General features: G+C 73.6%; 18 protein-coding genes and 1 pseudogene. 9 read left to right on the top strand and 10 right to left on the bottom strand.

Translation table 11 applies throughout. The features are described from left to right. Nucleotides 1-185: 185 nt before the first annotated feature. Nucleotides 186-1001, bottom strand: a complete 816-nt coding sequence (locus tag ACFP3U_RS05175; protein WP_380223982.1) for a methyltransferase domain-containing protein — start codon at nt 999-1001, stop codon at nt 186-188. A 174-nt stretch (nt 1002-1175) separates the two neighbouring features. On the opposite strand from ACFP3U_RS05175, the pseudogene ACFP3U_RS05170 reads away from it, so the two are divergent. Continuing rightward, nucleotides 1176-2344, top strand: a pseudogene (locus tag ACFP3U_RS05170) (dihydrofolate reductase family protein). A 66-nt stretch (nt 2345-2410) separates the two neighbouring features. Here the strand turns inward: ACFP3U_RS05170 and ACFP3U_RS05165 are convergent. Further along, entirely contained in the window at nt 2411-3754 is a 1344-nt protein-coding gene (locus ACFP3U_RS05165; RefSeq protein WP_380223981.1) for a M20 metallopeptidase family protein, read from the bottom strand. Between the two features lie 217 nt (nt 3755-3971). On the opposite strand from ACFP3U_RS05165, the gene ACFP3U_RS05160 reads away from it, so the two are divergent. Further along, nucleotides 3972-4250, top strand: coding sequence for a peptidoglycan-binding domain-containing protein (locus ACFP3U_RS05160; RefSeq protein ID WP_380223980.1), 279 nt, complete (start codon nt 3972-3974; stop codon nt 4248-4250). A gap of 107 nt (nt 4251-4357) precedes the next feature. On the opposite strand, the gene ychF is transcribed toward ACFP3U_RS05160, so the two are convergent. Beyond that, on the bottom strand, nt 4358-5431 hold the full coding sequence (gene ychF / locus ACFP3U_RS05155) for a redox-regulated ATPase YchF (protein ID WP_380223979.1): 1074 nt from the start codon (nt 5429-5431) through the stop codon (nt 4358-4360). Nucleotides 5432-5509: 78 nt separating this feature from the next. Next, nucleotides 5510-5914 (bottom strand): VOC family protein, encoded by a 405-nt coding sequence (locus ACFP3U_RS05150; protein WP_380223978.1) that lies wholly within the window; start codon nt 5912-5914, stop codon nt 5510-5512. A gap of 115 nt (nt 5915-6029) precedes the next feature. Here ACFP3U_RS05150 and ACFP3U_RS05145 point away from each other — a divergent pair, with 115 nt between their 5' ends. Further along, nucleotides 6030-6716, top strand: a complete 687-nt coding sequence (locus ACFP3U_RS05145) for a DUF6542 domain-containing protein (RefSeq protein ID WP_380223977.1) — start codon at nt 6030-6032, stop codon at nt 6714-6716. 52 nt (nt 6717-6768) lie between these two features. Here ACFP3U_RS05145 and ppgK read toward each other — a convergent pair whose 3' ends face one another. Together ppgK and ACFP3U_RS05135 are read right to left on the bottom strand one after the other, a co-directional pair. Next, nucleotides 6769-7557: a polyphosphate--glucose phosphotransferase gene (gene ppgK, locus ACFP3U_RS05140; protein ID WP_380223976.1), complete on the bottom strand. Its 789-nt coding sequence runs from the start codon at nt 7555-7557 to the stop codon at nt 6769-6771. Between the two features lie 113 nt (nt 7558-7670). Continuing rightward, nucleotides 7671-8648 (bottom strand): 4-hydroxy-3-methylbut-2-enyl diphosphate reductase, encoded by a 978-nt coding sequence (locus ACFP3U_RS05135; RefSeq protein ID WP_380223975.1) that lies wholly within the window; start codon nt 8646-8648, stop codon nt 7671-7673. Between the two features lie 112 nt (nt 8649-8760). Here ACFP3U_RS05135 and xseA point away from each other — a divergent pair, with 112 nt between their 5' ends. The 3 genes from xseA to ACFP3U_RS05120 all read left to right on the top strand — a co-directional run bounded on the left by xseA (nt 8761) and on the right by ACFP3U_RS05120 (nt 11040). Continuing rightward, nucleotides 8761-9972 carry an exodeoxyribonuclease VII large subunit gene (gene xseA, locus ACFP3U_RS05130; RefSeq protein WP_380223974.1) on the top strand — a complete coding sequence of 404 codons (1212 nt, stop codon included), beginning with the start codon at nt 8761-8763 and terminating at the stop codon, nt 9970-9972. An 81-nt stretch (nt 9973-10053) separates the two neighbouring features. Continuing rightward, a complete protein-coding gene (locus ACFP3U_RS05125; RefSeq protein WP_380223973.1) occupies nt 10054-10314 on the top strand; it encodes an exodeoxyribonuclease VII small subunit in 261 nt (86 codons plus the stop codon). Nucleotides 10315-10440: 126 nt separating this feature from the next. After that, nucleotides 10441-11040 (top strand): malonic semialdehyde reductase, encoded by a 600-nt coding sequence (locus tag ACFP3U_RS05120; protein ID WP_380223972.1) that lies wholly within the window; start codon nt 10441-10443, stop codon nt 11038-11040. A gap of 119 nt (nt 11041-11159) precedes the next feature. On the opposite strand, the gene ACFP3U_RS05115 is transcribed toward ACFP3U_RS05120, so the two are convergent. Then, nucleotides 11160-11696, bottom strand: coding sequence for a DUF4245 domain-containing protein (locus ACFP3U_RS05115; protein WP_380223971.1), 537 nt, complete (start codon nt 11694-11696; stop codon nt 11160-11162). A 215-nt stretch (nt 11697-11911) separates the two neighbouring features. Between ACFP3U_RS05115 and glpX the strand changes: the two genes are divergently transcribed. After that, entirely contained in the window at nt 11912-12952 is a 1041-nt protein-coding gene (gene glpX, locus ACFP3U_RS05110; protein ID WP_380223970.1) for a class II fructose-bisphosphatase, read from the top strand. 132 nt (nt 12953-13084) lie between these two features. Here the strand turns inward: glpX and ACFP3U_RS05105 are convergent, their stop codons facing one another. Beyond that, the gene (locus ACFP3U_RS05105) at nt 13085-13432 is read right to left on the bottom strand and encodes a WhiB family transcriptional regulator (protein ID WP_380224152.1); all 348 of its coding nucleotides are present in this window, start codon (nt 13430-13432) and stop codon (nt 13085-13087) included. Nucleotides 13433-13850: 418 nt separating this feature from the next. After that, complete coding sequence (locus ACFP3U_RS05100) at nt 13851-14546, bottom strand: DUF1707 SHOCT-like domain-containing protein (protein WP_380224151.1); 696 nt, start codon at nt 14544-14546, stop codon at nt 13851-13853. A 251-nt stretch (nt 14547-14797) separates the two neighbouring features. On the opposite strand from ACFP3U_RS05100, the gene ACFP3U_RS05095 reads away from it, so the two are divergent. Then, the gene (locus ACFP3U_RS05095; RefSeq protein WP_380223969.1) at nt 14798-16489 is read left to right on the top strand and encodes a fumarate hydratase; all 1692 of its coding nucleotides are present in this window, start codon (nt 14798-14800) and stop codon (nt 16487-16489) included. Between the two features lie 85 nt (nt 16490-16574). Here the strand turns inward: ACFP3U_RS05095 and ACFP3U_RS05090 are convergent, their stop codons facing one another. Beyond that, on the bottom strand, nt 16575-17336 hold the full coding sequence (locus ACFP3U_RS05090; protein WP_380223968.1) for a GntR family transcriptional regulator: 762 nt from the start codon (nt 17334-17336) through the stop codon (nt 16575-16577). A 220-nt stretch (nt 17337-17556) separates the two neighbouring features. Here ACFP3U_RS05090 and ACFP3U_RS05085 point away from each other — a divergent pair, with 220 nt between their 5' ends. Continuing rightward, complete coding sequence (locus ACFP3U_RS05085) at nt 17557-17844, top strand: hypothetical protein (RefSeq protein ID WP_380223967.1); 288 nt, start codon at nt 17557-17559, stop codon at nt 17842-17844. Nucleotides 17845-18148 lie beyond the last annotated feature (304 nt).

Genomic DNA, 18148 nt, shown 5'->3' with positions numbered 1-18148 from the left:
ATCTCCCCCGGCCCGCGGCAGGCGGGCGACAACTCGGCAGGACGGCACCCGCGGAGCCCGCGGACGGAGCGCGGCGGCCCGTCGGGTACGGGAACAGGCGCGCGACTCTACCGGATCTTGCGAAACACTCGAGCACGCTTTCCCGCCCCACGAACCACCCCCGCGCCGCACCGCCCGCGCCCGGTTCAGCGCCGGGCCAGCACCTCCCCGTGCAGCATCGCGAACCACCCGTCCTCGTCCGCCGCCCAGTCCTGCCACCCGGCCGCGATCCGGGCCAGTTCGGCCTCGTCCGCGAACCCCTCGGCCACCGCCGCCCGGGCGATCCCGGAGTCCACGATCCGCTCGGCCCACAGCCCGCCCCACCAGGCCCGCTGCTCGGGCGTCGCGTACGTCCAGCTGCTCGACGTGGCGGCGACCTCGGTGAAGCCGGCCTCCCGGGCCCAGGACAGCAGCCGCCGTCCGGCGTCCGGCTCCCCGCCGTTGTGCCGGGCGATCCGCCGGTACAGCTCCAGCCAGCGGTCCAGCGCGGGCGCCTCCGGATACCAGGTCATGGTCGCGTAGTCGACGTCCCGGACGGCGACCACGCCGCCCTCGGCGGTGACCCGGCGCAGCTCGCGCAGCGCGCCCACCGGGTCGGTCACGTGCTGCAGCACCTGGTGGGCGTGCACCACGTCGAACTCCCCGTCCGCGTACGGCAGGTGGTGCACGTCGGCGACCTCGAACACGACGTTGGACAGGCCGCGCCCGGCGACGTACCGGGCGGCCTCGTCCAGTACCTCGGCGGAGGCGTCCGCGGCGACCACCCGGCCGTCCGGGCCGACCAGTTCGGCCAGGTCGGCGGTGATGGTGCCGGGGCCGCAGCCGATGTCCAGCACGGCCTGCCCGGGGCGCAGGTGGTCGCGCAGGTAGGCCGCGGAGTTCTCGACGGTACGGGAGCGGTGCGAGCGCAGCACGGGCTCCTGGTGGCCATGGGTGTAGACGGCGGGCTTCGATGCGGTCATGGTGACGTCCCCCTCGGGATCTGACGGGTCCTCGGTGTCTCCGACGCTACTCCTCGTCCCGCATTGCGAGAAGATTCGTCTCACATTCCGATCACCGCGCCGACCGCCGGGCGCCCCGGGCCGTACCGTGGACGACACCCGACCGAACGCCCCACCCACTGAAGGGCTCGCCCCATGCCCGGCCCCCGCCCCTTCGTCCTGCTGAGCGCCGCGATGTCCCTCGACGGCTTCCTCGACGACGCCTCGCCCGAGCGGCTGCTGCTCTCCGGCGCGGCCGACTTCGACCGGGTGGACGCCGAACGGGCCGGCAGCGACGCGGTCCTGGTCGGCGGCAACACCCTGCGCGCGGACAACCCGCGCCTGCTGGTCAACGATCCGGGGCGCCGCGCCGCCCGGCTGGCGGCGGGCCGGCCCGAGTACCCGCTGAAGGTGACGCTCAGCGCGAGCGGCCGGCTGGACCGCGCGCTGCGGTTCTGGCACACCGGCGGCGAGCGGCTCGCCTACACCACGGACGCCGGCGCCGCCGCGCTGCGCCCGGAGCTGGCCGGGCTGGCCGAGGTGGTCGCGCTCGGCGCGGCGGTGGAACTCGGCGCGGTGCTGGACGACCTCGGCGCGCGCGGGGTGCGGCGGCTGATGGTCGAGGGCGGCAGCGGGGTGCACACCCAGTTCCTGGCCCAGGGGCTGGCGGACGAGCTCCAGCTGGTGGTGGCCCCGCTGCTGGTGGGCCAGGAGCGGGCGCCCCGGTTCGTCGGCCCGGCGGACTTCCCCGGCGGCCCGGCCCGGCGGATGCGGCTGCTGGAGGCCCGTACGGTGGGCGATGTCGTCCTGCTCAGGTACGCCCCGAAGGAGCCCGCCCCGTGACCGAGCCCCACCCCGCCCCCGGCGCCCCCGCCGACGCCTCCGCCGACCTCCGCTTCCTCCGCCGGGCCGTGGAGCTCTCCCGCCACTGCCCGCCCTCGCGGACGGCGTTCTCGGTCGGCGCGGTGGTCGTCGCCGCCGACGGCACGGTGCTGGCCGAGGGCTTCAGCCGCGAGGCGGACGAGCACAACCACGCCGAGGAGGCCGCCCTCGGCAAGCTCCCGGCCGGCGACCCCCGGCTGCGCGGCGCGACCGTCTACAGCTCGCTGGAGCCCTGCGGCCAGCGGGCCTCCCGCCCGGTGCCCTGCGCCGAACTGCTGATCGCGGCCGGCGTCCCACGGGTGGTGGTGGCCTGGCGCGAGCCGGCCACCTTCGTCGCCGAGACCCGGGGCGCCGGACTGCTGGAGGCGGCCGGCATCGAGGTGGTCGAGCTGCCGCAACTGGCGGAGGAGGCCCGCGCGGTCAACGCGCACCTCCCGGGCTGAGGCCCGGGCCGGCGTGCGGGGGTCGGCGCGCACCCGCGCGCTCGCGCACCGGCCCCCGCCCCCGCCTCAGCGGTGGGCGCGGTCCGCCAGCCAGCCGGCCATCGCCCGCACGCCGATGCCGATCGCCCGCTCGTCCGGTGTGAAGGTCTCGTAGTGCGGGTAGCTCGTCTCGATGCCGGCGCCCGGGGTGCGCACCCCGAGGAAGCTGTAGGTGCCCGGGACCCGCTCCAGGAACAGCGCGAAGTCCTCCCCGTTGAACGGGAAGGCGGTGTGGTTCACCGTCACCGCCCCCGCGCCGAACTCGCACCGCAGCCGCCGGGCCAGCGCGTTCGCCGCGTCCTCCGGGCAGAGCAGCGCCGGGAACGGGTCCCGCGGGTACGTGACCACCGCCCCCGGGTACGTCTGCGCCAGCCGGCGGAACTCCTCCCGCACCTCGGCGTCCCGCTCCGGCGGCCAGCACCGGAACTTCGCCTCGACGACCGCCCGCCCCTCGGCGTCCGGCGCCGGCGCCACCCGCGCGCCGGTCACCAGGAAGCGGGCCAGCGGCCCGTCCGGCGTCTGCACGTCCCGGACCATGGCCTCCAGCTCCGCGGGGACCCGCGGCAGCGGCACCGTGCCGAGCGCGGCGATCCCGCCCACCAGCCGGGCCGCCGCCGCGGCCGCGTCCGGACCGCCGATCGCGATGTTCACCCAGTCCTGGCCCGGCAGCCCGCTGCCCGGCGTCACCGCGAACTGCCCGACCGGGTACGGCCCGGTGTGCAGGGCGTGGATCTCCTCGACGCCGGTCCGCTCCAGCCACCCCTGCGCGATCATCGCCCGGGCGCCCACCAGGAGCTCCTCCCCCGCCTGGAAGAAGAAGACCACCGTGCCGCTCAGCCGGTGCCGCAGCCGGGCCAGCGTCAGCGCGACGCCCACCCCGACCGCGGTGTGGATGTCGTGCCCGCAGGCGTGCGCCGCCGGCCGGCCCTTCTTCTGCGGCATGATCCCGTCGCCCGGCACCGCGTCCATGTCCGCCCGGTAGGCCACCGTCCGGCCCGGTCGCGCCCCGCGCAGCACCGCTACCACCCCGGTCCCGGGCACCGGCGTCCCGTCCGGCAGGGTGGTCGCGCCGATCCCGGCGGTCACCTCCAACCCCGCCGCCCGCAGCCGCCGCGCGACCTCCCCGGCGGCGTACGTCTCCGCGCCCGTGGTCTGCGGCTTCTCGTACAGCGCCCGCCGCAGCGCGACGAGTTCGCCCTCCAGCCGCCCCACCACGGCGTCCACCGCCGCCTGGTCGACCGGATTCCGCCGCCCGACCGACTCCGCCCCGGCCGTACCGGCCCCGACCCCCAGCACCGCGCCGGCACCGGCCACCGCGGCCCCGCCGAGCACCGCCCGCCGCCCGACCCGCGCCACGTCCCCGTTCGCCATGCGATCCCCCCAAGTGATCATCAAGAAGCTGATCGTCAGTCAACCAGCAGACCGCCCGAGGCCGTCAACCCTGAGATCTCCCCCAGTACTCCGGCGTACTCCGGCCGCCGGAACGGCGCGCGGGCACGGACTGCGCCCGGCCGGGACCTGTGTTTCCCTGAGAACGCCTGGCCGGGCCACTCATCCATTCGCACACGATCGACGGAGGATTCCCACCGTGCCGGAGAACACGCCGACCCAGCTCTGCAACTTCACCACCGCCCGGCCGACCCTCAAGAAGGGCGCGTCCGGCGACGCGGTGAAGCAGGCGCAGTGCTACCTCAACTCCTCGCTGACCGGCGAGAAACTCCTCGTGGACGGCGAATTCGGCCCGGTGACGGACGCCGCGACACGACGCTTCCAGGTGTGCGCCAAGATCACGGTCGACGGCATCATCGGCGCCCAGACCTGGTCGTTCCTGACCTTCTGGTCCAACTCCCCGGGCTTCGTCTGCTGACCCCCCGCACACCCGCCCCGGAACACACCGAGCCGGAACACACCGAGAGGCCGCCCGCCCCGCGCTCCCGCGGACCGGACGGCCTCTTCGCACCACTCGGGCGTTGATCAGACGTTGAAGCGGAACTCCACGACGTCGCCGTCCTGCATGATGTAGTCCTTGCCCTCGATGCGGGCCTTGCCCTTGGCGCGGGCCTCGGGGAGGGAGCCGGTCTCGACGAGGTCGGTGAAGGAGATGACCTCGGCCTTGATGAAGCCCTTCTGGAAGTCGGTGTGGATCACACCGGCGGCCTCGGGGGCGGTGGCGCCCTTCTTGATGGTCCAGGCGCGGGATTCCTTGGGGCCGGCGGTGAGGTAGGTCTGCAGGCCGAGGGTGTTGAAGCCGACCCGGGCGAGGGTGGCGAGGCCGGGCTCCTCCTGGCCCATGGACTGGAGGAGTTCCAGGGCCTCGGCGTCGTCCAGCTCGATCAGCTCGGACTCGATCTTGGCGTTGAGGAAGATCGCCTCGGCCGGGGCGACCAGCTCGCGCTGGGCCCGCTTGAAGTCCTCGTCGGCCAGCTCGTCCTCGTCCACGTTGAAGACGTAGAGGAAGGGCTTGGCGGTCAGCAGGTGCAGCTCGCGGATCGGGGCGGTGTCGAAGCCGGCCTCGAAGAGGGTCTTGCCGGTCTCCAGGATCGCCTGGGCGGCCTCGGCGGCGGCCAGCACGGGCGCGGTGTCCTTCTTGAGGCGCGCCTCCTTCTGGAGCCGGGGCAGGACCTTCTCGACGGTCTGGAGGTCGGCCAGGATCAGCTCGGTGTGGATGGTCTCGATGTCGTCCTTGGGCGACACCTTGCCGTCCACGTGCACCACGTCCGGGTCGGTGAAGGCGCGCACGACCTGGCAGATCGCGTCCGACTCCCGGATGTTCGCGAGGAACTTGTTGCCCAGGCCCTCGCCCTCGCTGGCGCCGCGGACGATGCCCGCGATGTCCACGAAGTCGACGGTGGCCGGGAGGATGCGCTGCGAGCCGAAGATCTCGGCGAGCTTGGTCAGCCGCTCGTCCGGGACGCCGACGACGCCGACGTTGGGCTCGATGGTGGCGAACGGGTAGTTGGCCGCCAGCACGTCGTTCTTGGTCAGGGCGTTGAACAGGGTCGACTTGCCGACGTTCGGCAGGCCGACGATTCCGATCGTGAGCGACATGAAGCGCAGTCCCGTGGGCTTGGAGGAGTTGGGGCCGGCCCGCTCGCCGGACCGATCCCCCAGTCTACGGGCAGCGGGTCAGGCGTCCGCCGCCGCCGGAGACGGCGACGGCGAGGGCTCCAGGAACTCCAGGCGGTTGCCGAGCCGGTCGCTGGAGTGGAACCGGCGGTGACCGGGCAGGTTGTCGTCCCAGACGACCTCGTGGCCGTGGGCGGCCAGCCGCTCGGCGAGCGCGTCCAGGTCCCCGACCTGGAAGCCCGGGTGCCCCTTGCGGGACGGCCGGAACTCCGGGACCACCCCGAGGTGCACCTCCACCCCGCCGCCGCGGAACCAGCAGCCGCCGCGCGCGGCCAGCACCGGGGGCTTGGCCAGTTCGGTCATCCCGAGCACGCCGTGCCAGAAGGCGCGGCACTCGTCCTCCGCGCCCGCCGGAATGTCGAGCTGGACGTGGTGCAGGCGTTCGAAGGTGAATCCGCTGGTCATACATTCCCCCGGTTCGGTTGAGCGACGGTCACATCAATACGCCGTCCGAAGACACGGAGCAAGCCCCGACAGCCCATTACACAGTGTGGCGATGATCGGACCGTACGTTGGGTGGGTGGAGCAGAGCATCCGTACCCAGCCGCCAGGGCCCAGACGCCGACCGCCGAACGGCGCGGCCGGGGCCGCCGTCCCCGGGCCGGGCCGCGCCCCCGAGAACACGGGCGAGCCGGCCGTCCGGCCCGCCGGGAAGGCCCCCAAGGCCCCCGGCAGGGCGGCCGGGAAGGCCTCCGGCAGGACGACGGGGAAGGCCTCCGGGAAGGCGGCGGGGCGGGGCGCCGACCCCGGGTCCCGACTACGCCCCGTGTCCGGCCCGCCGTCGCGGGCCCGGATGGCCGGGCGGCTGTACGGGCGGCGGCGCAACGGCCGGCCGACCCGGCTGACCGCCGTCGGCGCCGGGGTGGTCGCGCTGCCGGCGACGGTCGCGGTGGCCGGCCTGGACCGGCTGGCCTTCGGCGGGCTGGGGCTCCTGTTCGGCGTCGGCTACCTGCTGGTCTGCTTCCAGCTGGCGGTCCGGGTCCGGTACGCCGACCTGCTGGCCGCGCCGATCAGCGGGCCGATCGCCTTCGCCGCGGCGCTGCTGCTGTTCGGCCCGGTCACGTCCTCCGGGGTGACGGCCCAGGTGGTGGGGCTGGCGACCAACCTGGCCACCCGGGCCGGCTGGCTGTTCTCCGGCACCGGGCTGGCCGCGGCGATCGTGCTGGCCCGGTTCGTGGCCCAGCGCCGGATCCACCGCGCCCGCTGAGGCCGGGAGGCACGGCCTCCCGCCCCTCGGCGCGCGCGGGGGCCCGGACCGGTCAGTCGGTGGCGCGGGCGGCCGCCATGGCCGCGCCGACGATGCCGGCGTCGTTGCGCAGCTCCGCCGGGACGACCCGCGCGCCGCGCTCGCGCAGCAGCGGCAGGAACTTCTCGTGCTTGCGGCTCACCCCGCCGCCGATCACGATCAGCTGCGGCGAGAACAGCATCTCCACCAGGTCCAGGTACTCGTCCACCCGCCCGGACCACTGCTCCCAGTCCAGCCCGTGCCGCTCCTTGGCCGCCGAGGAGGCCCGCCGCTCGGCGTCCTTGCCGCGCAGCTCCAGGTGGCCGAGCTCGGTGTTGGGCACCAGCACGCCGTCCGCGAACAGGGCGCTGCCGATGCCGGTGCCGAAGGTCAGCACCAGCACCACGCCCTGCTGCCCGCGGCCGGCGCCGTGGGTGGTCTCGGCGAGGCCGGCCGCGTCGGCGTCGTTGAGCACCACGGCCGGCAGGTCGAGCGCCTCGCGGAACAGGCCGGCGGCGTCCAGGCCGACCCAGCCCTTGTCGACGTTGGCGGCGGTTCTGGTGTGCCCGTCGACGACCACGCCGGGGAAGGTCAGGCCCACCGGGCCCTGGTGGTCGAAGTGGCGGACCACCTCGCGGACGGCGGCGACCACCGCCTCCGGCGCGGAGGGCTGCGGGGTGAGGACCTTGTGCCGCTCCTGGGCGAGCACCCCCCGGGCGAGGTCGACGGGGGCTCCCTTGATGCCCGATCCGCCGATGTCCACACCGAATACCGCCGTCATGACGACCGCCTCCACCGAGAAGTTGTCCACAGGCCTGTGCATGGCCGTGCACAAAACTTACGAGAGCGCGCCGGGCCGCGCACAGCGGAAGGCCCGGCACCCGAAGGGGTACCGGGCCTTCCGGCCGGACCGGCCCCGAGCCGGGCCGGATCGTGCTACAGCTTGCCCGCGGCCTCGGCGCGCAGGTCGCGGCGGAGCTCCTTGGGCAGCGAGAAGGTCAGGTGCTCCTCGGCGGTCTTGACGGTGGAGACCTCGTCGTAGCCGCGCGCGGCCAGCCAGTCCAGCACGCCCTCGACCAGGATCTCCGGCACCGAGGCGCCGCTGGTCAGGCCGACCGTGGTGACGCCGGCCAGCCACTCCTCGCTGATCTCCTCGGCGAAGTCCACCAGGTGGGCGGCCTTGGCGCCGTACTCCAGGCCGACCTCGACCAGGCGGACGGAGTTGGAGGAGTTCTTCGAGCCGACCACGATCAGCAGGTCGGTCTCCGGGGCCATCTGCTTGACGGCCACCTGGCGGTTCTGGGTGGCGTAGCAGATGTCGTCGCTGGGCGGGCTGACCAGCAGCGGGAAGCGCTGCTTCAGCTCGCCGACGGTGGCCATGGTCTCGTCCACCGAGAGGGTGGTCTGGGAGAGCCAGACGACCTTGGACTCGTCGCGGACCCGCACGTTGGCGACGTCCTCGGCACCGTCCACCAGGTGGATCCGGTCCGGGGCCTCGCCCATCGTGCCGATGACCTCCTCGTGGCCCTCGTGGCCCACCAGCAGGATGTCGTAGCCCTCGTCGGCGAAGCGGACGGCCTCCTTGTGCACCTTGGTCACCAGCGGGCAGGTGGCGTCGACGGTGGCGAGCTTGCCGGCCCGCGCCTCGTCGTGGACGGACGGGGCGACGCCGTGGGCCGAGAAGACCACGATCGAGCCCTCGGGGACCTCCTCCGTCTCGTCGACGAAGATCGCGCCCTTCTTCTCCAGGGTCTGCACCACGTACTTGTTGTGGACGATCTGCTTGCGGACGTAGATGGGGGCCCCGTACTGCTCCAGGGCCTTCTCCACGGCGATCACTGCGCGGTCGACGCCCGCGCAGTAGCCCCGGGGGGCGGCGAGCAGGACACGGCGCTGCGCGGTGTTGGAGGACATGGCTCCATCGTACGGGCGGGACGGGGCCGCGCCGACGGGAGTCGCGTTCCCGTCGGAACGGGTTGCGGATGCCGGGAGCCGGCTGTCGGCAGGCGCCGCTAGCCTCGTACGCATGGCCAATCCCAGCTCCCCCGAAGCGCCGCTCCCGGTCGGCAAGGTCTCCGCGCTGATCGGCGGCTGGATCGACCGGCTCGGCGCGGTCTGGGTGGAGGGACAGATCACCCAGCTCAGCCGGCGGCCGGGGGCGGGCGTGGTGTTCCTGACGCTGCGCGACCCGCAGGCGGACGTCTCGCTGACCGTGACGTGCTTCCGCTCGGTCTTCGACGAGGTCGCGGACGCGGTCCAGGAGGGCGCGCGGGTGATCGTGCACGCCAGGCCGGAGTGGTACGCGGCGCGCGGCCAGCTCTCGCTGCGGGCCTCGGAGATCCGGCTGGTCGGTCTTGGCGAGCTGCTGGCCCGGCTGGAGCAGCTGAAGCGGCGGCTGGCCGGCGAGGGCCTGTTCTCGGCGGACCGCAAGAAGCCGCTGCCGTTCCTGCCGCAGTGCGTCGGGCTGGTCACCGGGCGGGGTTCGGCGGCGGAGCGGGACGTCCTGGAGAACGCCCGGCGGCGCTGGCCGGCCGTCCGCTTCGAGATCCGCAACGTGCCGGTGCAGGGCGTCAGCGCGGTGGAGCGGGTGAGCGCGGCCGTCCGGGAGCTGGACGAGCACCCCGAGGTGGACGTGATCGTGGTGGCCCGGGGCGGCGGCAGCGTCGAGGACCTGCTGCCCTTCTCGGACGAGGGCCTGGTCCGGCTGGTCGCGGCCGCCCGGACCCCGGTGGTGAGCGCGATCGGCCACGAGCCGGACCAGCCGCTGCTGGACTTCGTCGCCGATCTGCGCGCCTCCACTCCCACCGATGCCGCCAAACGGGTGGTTCCGGACGTCGGCGAGGAGCTGGCCAAGGTCCGGCAGCTACGCGACCGGGCGCGGCGGCACGTGCTGGCCCGGGTGGAGCGGGAGCAGCACGGGCTGGACGGCGTGCGCAGCCGGCCGGTGCTGGCCGCGCCGCGGCGGATGCTGGGCGGGCGGGGCCAGGAGGTGGCCGGGCTGCTGGAGCGCTCCCGGCGCACGCTGCGCCACCGGCTGGACCACGCGCAGAGCGATCTCGGGCACACCCTGGCCCGGGTGGTCGCGCTCTCCCCGGCGGCCACCCTGGAGCGCGGGTACGCGGTGCTGCAGCGGCGGGACGGCACGGTGGTGACCGATCCGGCGCAGGTCGCGGCCGGCGAGGGGCTGCACGCCCGGGTGGCGGGCGGCGGCTTCGACGTCACGGCGGACGGCGCCTAGCCGCAGGCCTGGAGTGGAGCGCGGGCGGGGCGGCGCGTCCGGGCGGTACGGCTGTCGGTGCGGCCCCCTACGCTGGCTCCCATGGCAGACGAGGAGCAGAACGCGGCGGTGGCCGCGGAGACCCCGACCGCGGACGACGCGCTGGGGTACGAGCACGCGCGGGACGCGCTGCTGGAGGTGGTCCGGCAGCTGGAGAACGGCGGCACCTCGCTGGAGGAGTCGCTGGCGCTGTGGGAGCGCGGCGAGCAGCTGGCGAAGGTCTGCCAGCGCTGGCTGGACGGCGCGCGGGCCCGGCTGGACGCCGCGCTGGCCGCCGAGGAGGGCGCTCCGCCGCAGGGGTGACGCGGGTCACGTCGGGAGCGGGGAACAGTTGAATGTTCACCCATGTTGGGACCGTCTGACCGGCTGCGGCCGGTCACCGCGACAAAGACGAGCCCCCCGCTCCTTCCTCCCCCGAGGTGCACAGACATGACCACCGACACCCTGGTTCTCGACGCCGCCGCCCAGGACCTGCTGTTCCGCGAGGCCCGTACGGCCAATACCTTCACCGACGAGCCGGTCTCCGACGAGCAGATCCAGGCCATCTACGAGCTGGTCAAGTTCGGTCCGACGGCGATGAACCAGCAGCCGCTGCGCATCGTCCTGGTCCGCTCGACCGAGGGCCGCGAGCGCCTGGTCCAGCACCTCGGCGAGGGCAACAAGGCGAAGACCGCCGCCGCCCCGCTGACCGCCATCCTGGCCGTGGACAACGAGTTCCACGAGGAGCTGCCGACCGTCTTCCCGCACTTCCCGGCCGCCAAGGACTACTTCGCCGAGCGCCCGGTCCGCGAGGCCTCGGCCGCGATGAACGGCGCCCTGCAGGCCGGCTACTTCATCGTCGGCGTCCGCGCCGCCGGCCTGGCCGCCGGCCCGATGACCGGCTACGACGCCGAGGGCATCAACAAGGAGTTCTTCGCCGACGGCGAGCACTCGGTGCTGGCCGTGGTGAACATCGGCAAGCCGGGCGAGGACGCCTGGTACCCGCGCTCGCCGCGCCTCGCCTACGACGAGGTCGTCACCACCGTCTGAGCCCGGTCGTCCGGTAAGGACGATACAGAGGACGACGCGAGGGCCCCGCACGCGACGGCGTGCGGGGCCCTTCCACGTCCACGACGGCGCGCCCTCCGCTCCGGGGGGCGGGACCCGGACTACTTCAGCGCCTGCGCCAGCGCCGCCAGCTCCTCGTAGGAGGCGGTGCCGGCCAGCACGGTGGTGGCGTCGCCGTTCTGCACGGTGATCGCCCGCGCCTTGGGGCCCTGCACCCGCTCCCAGGCCTGCCCGGCGACGTCCACGGTGCCGTCCGGCTTGCCGCCGGCCACCGCGGCCTTGAGCATGTCGCCGCGGGCGATGTCGCTCTGCTCCACGGCCGCGTACTGGCCGGCGGGGGTGACGAAGCCCAGGTGCCAGGCGTTGCCCTTGCCGTTGCTCAGCGCCGCCGGGTTGTACGTGACCGAGGTGGCCCGCCACTGCGCGGGCAGGCCCTCCGGGACGAGCAGCGGGTACGGGGCGGCGCGCTTCGCCGAGGCCGCGGCCACCCGGTAGTCGACCGTGTGCACCCCGTCGCCCTCCGCGTCGTGCGGCAGGAACAGGTACCCGGACCAGACCACGATTCCGACGGCCAGCATCGACAGGACCATGTCCCGCACGGTCTGCCGGCCCTTCATGCCCTTGCTCTCTCCAGCCACCCCCACATGGTGACTCATGCCGGACCGGCCGCCCGCACCCGGGGGTGCCGCGGCGGGGCGGAACGGGGCGAAAGCCGCCGGTCCTGCCCCGCCGAGGGACCCGCGCCACAGACAGTCATCTCATGGGCGGATACGATCGCACCACCCTCACCACGGCGTTCGACCAGGCAGTAGTCGGGCGCTTACTGGCCGTCGCGTACAGAGAGGTAACGACGATGACCACGCAGTACCCGCACCACCTTCCCAGCTCCCTGGAGGTCGCGCCGGAGGCTCCTGACCGGAACCTCGCGCTCGAACTCGTCCGGGTCACCGAGGCCGCCGCGCTCGCCGCCGGCCGCTGGGTCGGCCGTGGCGACAAGAACGGCGCCGACGGCGCCGCCGTCCGGGCCATGCGCACCCTCGTCTCCACCGTCTCGATGAACGGCGTCGTCGTCATCGGCGAGGGGGAGAAGGACGAAGCCCCGATGCTCTACAACGGCGAGCGGGTCGGCGACGGCACCGGCGCCGAGTGCGACGTCGCGGTGGACCCGGTCGACGGCACCACCCTCACGGCCAAGGGCATGAACAACGCGGTCGCCGTCCTGGCAGTCGCCGACCGCGGCACCATGTTCGACCCGAGCGCCGTGTTCTACATGGACAAGCTGGTCACCGGGCCGGAGGCCGCCGACTTCGTCGACATCACCGCCCCGACGGCCGTCAACATCCGCCGGGTCGCCAAGGCCAAGGGCATCGCCGTCGAGGACGTCACCGTGGTGGTCCTGGACCGCCCGCGGCACCAGGGCCTGATCCAGGAGATCCGCGAGGCCGGCGCCCGGATCAAGTACATCTCCGACGGCGACGTCGCCGGCGCCGTCATGGCCGCCCGCGAGGGCACCGGCGTCGACCTGCTGATGGGCATCGGCGGCACCCCCGAGGGCATCATCGCCGCCTGCGCGATGAAGTGCATGGGCGGCGTGATCCAGGGCCGGCTCTGGCCCAAGGACGACGCGGAGCGCCAGAAGGCGATCGACGCCGGGCACGACCTCGACCGGGTGCTCAGCACCGACGACCTGGTCAGCGGCGAGAACGTGTTCTTCGTCGCCACCGGCATCACCGACGGCGAACTGCTGCGCGGCGTGCACTACCGCCAGGAGACCGCCACCACCAGCTCGCTGGTCATGCGCTCCAAGAGCGGCACCATCCGCGAGGTCCACGCCACCCACAAGCTGTCCAAGCTGCGGGCCTACAGCGCGCTCGACTTCGACCGCGCCAACTAGGGCCTGCCGCCCGCAGGCGGCAGGCCACGACGAACCCGCGGCCTCGGCGAAATCCCCCTTCGCCGAGGCCGCGGGCGTGTGGTGCGGCGGCTCGTCACCCGCCGCCGGACGCTCCCGGCCCGGGGCCGGTGATCACCCCGCGATCCGGCCCCGCGGCCCCGGCACCTCGACCAGCTCGACGTCCCGGCGACGGCGGCGCGCCAGCACCACCCGGCGCTCGGCCGCCGTCAGCCCGCCCCAGACCCCGTACGGCTCCGGCTGCGCCAGCGCGTGCTCCCGGCAGTCCAGCAGCACCGGGCACCGGGCGCACACCTGCTTCGCCTGCTCCTCGCGCGACAGCCGGGCCGCGGTGGGCTCCTTGGACGGCGCGAAGAACAGACCCACCTCGTCCCGCCGGCAGGCCGCGGCGGTGTGCCACGGATTGTCCTCGCCGGCCGGCTGCGGGGCCGGGGCCCGCTCCAGCAGCTGCGCCGCGACCACCGGCGAGGCGGCGGCGGACGGCCGCGCGACCGGCGACGGGGCAGCCGGCGACGGGGCGGCGGACGAGGTGGTGCGGGACTCGATCGGATGCAGCACGGCCGTACTCCTGACGAGGCTCTCGGACACGGGGGAAGCTCGCTCCCCTGCCCAGCTGCGGGCCCCCGTTCACACCCCCGGGCCGGCCTCAGGCCGCCTCCGGTACGCAGCCGTACAAGAAGCGATGTGCCAGAGGAACTACCCACGCCGACGCGATTCATGCACACTGCACGCAACCGACTACAGCGTGCACGCGACACAACGCCGAGTGCCCGGCCGGGAGTTGTTCCCGGCCGGGCACCGGACCCACCTCGGGTGGGCGGAGTCCGTCGTTCCGCACGCGTCGCCCGGGGCACGAAGGACCAGGGCGAGGCGCGCGGGCTCAGTCGGCGCCGAGCTGCTTGCGCACCCACTCCTTGAGCTTCTTGCCCCGGCGCGGCTTGGCCTCGCAACCGCCGAACACCGCGGTGCCCTTGACCCGCACCACCGGCGCGTACGGGTCCGCCGCGGTCTGCTCCTTGACGTCGAACCCGCCGAAGATGCCGACCCCGCCACCGTGCAGGCTGACGTTCTCCGGGACCTTGATCTCCACCCCGCCGAAGATCGCGACCACGTCGATCACCACCTCGGGCGACTCGAACACGGCGTCCGTCAGGTCGATCTCGACCCCGCCGAAGATCGCCACCGCCCGGAGGTTCGACCCCACCCGCCACCGCCCCTTGCGGGACGAGCCGCCGAAGACCGCCAGCATGGTCGGCGCCTCGTTACGGGCCGGCAGCCGCACCGGGCCGTCCGGGCGCGGGGCCGACGCCGGGGCGCCCAGCGGCGGCTTCTCGAAGGAGACCTCGCGGTGCACCGGGAGGTCCCGGGTCAGCGGCACGAGCTCGCCCAGGGTCTTGGCCGCGTAGGCCGCCTCGATCCGCTCGGCGTGCTCGTCGACGTCCAGCCGCCCCTCGGCGTAGGCGTCGCGCAGCAGCTCCGCCACCCGTTCGCGGTCGGCGTCCGAGGCCCGCATCTCGGCCTCCGCCACCGGGTCGTACGCGGGCCGGGCCGGCGGCGTCCCCCCGGACTTGGTCATCGGTACGGGCCCCTGCCCCTGATCGTCCATCTGCTGGTCCTGCGGGTCCTTCGACGGCGAGTAGTCCACGGGGCAAGCCTAGTCAACCGGGCAAGCCCCGTGCCCACCGGCGGGTGACCCTGGTCACGCAGGCGGACCTCCCCGCGTCCGCGCTATCGGCGGGTCCTACCCTTGAGGGTGCTTTCGCCCTCCAGGGTGCTTCGCCGACGCAGCCGGAACACTGGCAACACTGGATACTAAGGACCGCCCCCATGGCTCCCACGCCGGACTTCGAGTACAGCGACCTGCTCCCCCTGGGCGCTGACCCGACCCCCTACCGCAAGCTCACCTCCGAAGGCGTCTCCACCTTCGAGGCCGGCGGCCGCACCTTCCTCCAGGTCGAGCCCGAGGCCCTGCGCCTGCTCACCGCCGAGGCGATGCACGACATCTCGCACTACCTGCGCCCGGCCCACCTCGCCCAGCTGCGCCGCATCCTGGACGACCCCGAGGCCAGCCCCAACGACCGCTTCGTCGCGCTGGACCTGCTGAAGAACGTCAACATCTCGGCCGGCGGCATCCTGCCGATGTGCCAGGACACCGGCACCGCGATCGTGATGGGCAAGCGCGGCCAGCAGGTGCTCACCGCGGGCGGCGACGAGGCCGCCATCGCGCGCGGCGTCTACGACGCGTACACCAGGCTCAACCTGCGCTACTCGCAGATGGCGCCGGTCACCACCTGGGACGAGAAGAACACCGGCAACAACCTGCCGGCCCAGATCGAGCTCTACGCCACCGACGGCGACGCCTACAAGTTCCTCTTCATGGCCAAGGGCGGCGGCTCGGCCAACAAGTCGTACCTGTACCAGGAGACCAAGGCCATCCTGAACGAGGCCAGCATGCTCTCGTTCCTGGAGCAGAAGATCCGCTCGCTGGGCACCGCCGCCTGCCCGCCGTACCACCTGGCCATCGTGATCGGCGGCACCAGCGCCGAGTTCGCGCTGAAGACCGCCAAGTACGCCTCCGCGCACTACCTGGACAACCTGCCGACCTCCGGCGACGCCAAGACCGGCCACGGCTTCCGTGACCTGGAGCTGGAGGCCAAGGTCACCGAGCTGACCCAGAAGATCGGCATCGGCGCGCAGTTCGGCGGCAAGTACTTCTGCCACGACGTGCGCGTCGTCCGCCTGCCCCGGCACGGCGCCTCGCTGCCCGTCGCGATGGCCGTCTCCTGCTCGGCCGACCGCCAGGCGCTCGGCAAGATCACCGCCGAGGGCGTCTTCCTGGAGCAGTTGGAGACCGACCCCGCCAAGTACCTGCCGGACACCACCGACGAAGCCCTGCTGATCAGCGGCTCCGCCGGGGGCGCCGACGACGTGGTGCGCGTCGACCTCGACCAGCCGATGTCCGCGATCCGCGCCGAGCTCTCCAAGTACCCGGTGAAGACCCGCCTCTCGCTCACCGGCACCCTGGTCGTCGCCCGCGACATCGCGCACGCCAAGATCAAGGAGCGCCTGGACGCCGGCGAGGGCATGCCCAAGTACCTCCAGGACCACCCGGTCTACTACGCCGGCCCGGCCAAGACCCCCGAGGGTTACGCCTCCGGCTCCTTCGGCCCGACCACCGCCGGCCGGATGGACTCCTACGTCGACCAGTTCCAGGCCGCCGGCGGCTCCATGGTCATGCTCGCCAAGGGCAACCGCTCCAAGCAGGTCACCGACGCCTGCGCCGCGCACGGCGGCTTCTACCTCGGCTCCATCGGCGGCCCGGCCGCCCGCCTCGCCCAGGACTGCATCAAGAAGGTCGAGGTCCTGGAGTACGCCGAGCTGGGCATGGAGGCCGTCTGGCGCATCGAGGTCGAGGACTTCCCGGCCTTCATCGTGGTCGACGACAAGGGCAACGACTTCTTCCGGGAGACCACCGAGGGCCCGCTCATCACCAGCCTGCGCGTGCGCTCCAAGGAGTAGCGGCGAGGGTCCCCACCCGCACCGCCCCGGCCGCCCCGCGCGTCCGGGGCGGTGGCGCGTCCGGGGCTCGTCGGGCGGGCGAGTGTCAGGCGTCGAAGTCGTACTCCAGGACGTAGGAGGCCGCGTCCAGGATCATCTCGTTCAGCTCGACGACCTGGCCCTCGTCGGCGAAGGCCGTCCGGCAGATGAGGATGACCGGCGTGCCCGCCGAGAGTTCCAGGCGGGCGCCCTCCTCGCCGCTCGGCATCCGGGAGCGGACCTCCTCGCGGAAGTGCACCGGCTTGGCGCCGATCTCGGCCAGCCGCGCGTAGGTGCCGCCCGGGCCGGTGTCCTCGCGGGTGATGGCCGTGCCGGCGACCAGTCCGGCCGGCAGGTAGGAGGTCGACAGCAGCACCGGCTTGCCGTCCAGCACGAAGCGCCGGTGCCGGACGCACATCGGTTCGCCCGGGTCGACGCCGAGCACCCGGGCCACGTGCTCCGGCGCGCCCCGCTCGGTGACCGAGACCTGGTCGACGAGCAGGCTGCGGTTGTCGATGTCCGCCGACCATATCGACCGGCCCGAACCCCACTGCCCCTGGGCGAGCCGCTGGATCCCGCGCCGGCGCAGCGGCCGGAAGTCCCGGACGAAGACGCCCGCCCCGCGGCGGGCCTCGGCGATGCCCTCGCTCTGCAGCACGCCGAGCGCCTGGCGGGCGGTCATCCGGGCCACGCCGTAGGCGTCCATGAGGTCGTTCTCGCCGGGGAGCCGGTCGCCCGCCCGGTACTCGCCGGAGTCGATGGCCGCCTTCAGCGTGTCGGCGATCCGTTGGTACTTGGGCTGCTTCTCGCCGCTGCTGCTGCCGACCATCGCGCTCTCCCTCGTCCTTCTCGGAAATCGTAGGCGCGCCCGCGGTCGCCGGTAAGCCGATAGGACCGGCTGGACCGTTGACATCTCTAGAGATATTAGCTTCTCTAGAGATGCTGGGTAGTCGCCGAGCAGAGCCGAACCACAAAGCCAAGCCACGACAGCGACCAGGGCCGGCCACCACCGTCGCCGCGCCCGCACCGGAGCAGCAAGGAGCAGCGCGGTGAGCATCCGAAAGCGCGCCGCCGCGGCCTACCGGCCGCGCGTGGGGGAACCCGTCCTCGACACCAGGACCGGCCGCACCGGCATCTACATGGACACCATCGGCGGGGAGCACTACCTCCGCCCGGCCGAGGGCGGCTGCGAGTGGACCGCCCGCCCCGAACACGTCACCCCGGCCGGCCCGGCCGACGGCGGGAACGGCGCCGACGACGACGCCGAGTCGGCCGACCCCACGAGACCCACCGGCCGCGCCGGCCCCGCACCGGCCGCACCCGCCCACGCGGCCTGACCTCCACCCGGCCGGGGGCAAGCCCGCCGACGAGTTCCGGCCACCGGGCCGTTCACGGCCTCGGCGGCGGCCGGTCCTCGGACGCCCCCGCGCGGACTATGTGCCACCGGCACGTGCCGGTATTTCCGGTGAATGCTCCGACGGCCCGAGCCGTACGACTCACGGGCCCGACGGCGGGCGCCGCAAGATCGACTCGTATACACAGAGGTGATTTCCGCCGATATCAACCGGGAATTGTCGATCCCGAATCCTCACACCCCATCGAACAGTCATACGACCGGGACGCGCGAGCGCCCCGCACCCC

This window comes from Kitasatospora misakiensis, from assembly GCF_042656005.1.
Classification (GTDB): Bacteria; Actinomycetota; Actinomycetes; order Streptomycetales; family Streptomycetaceae; genus Kitasatospora; species Kitasatospora misakiensis.
The sequence above is the reverse complement of the archived record's forward strand: the minus strand, read 5'-3'. Positions and strand labels throughout refer to the sequence as shown.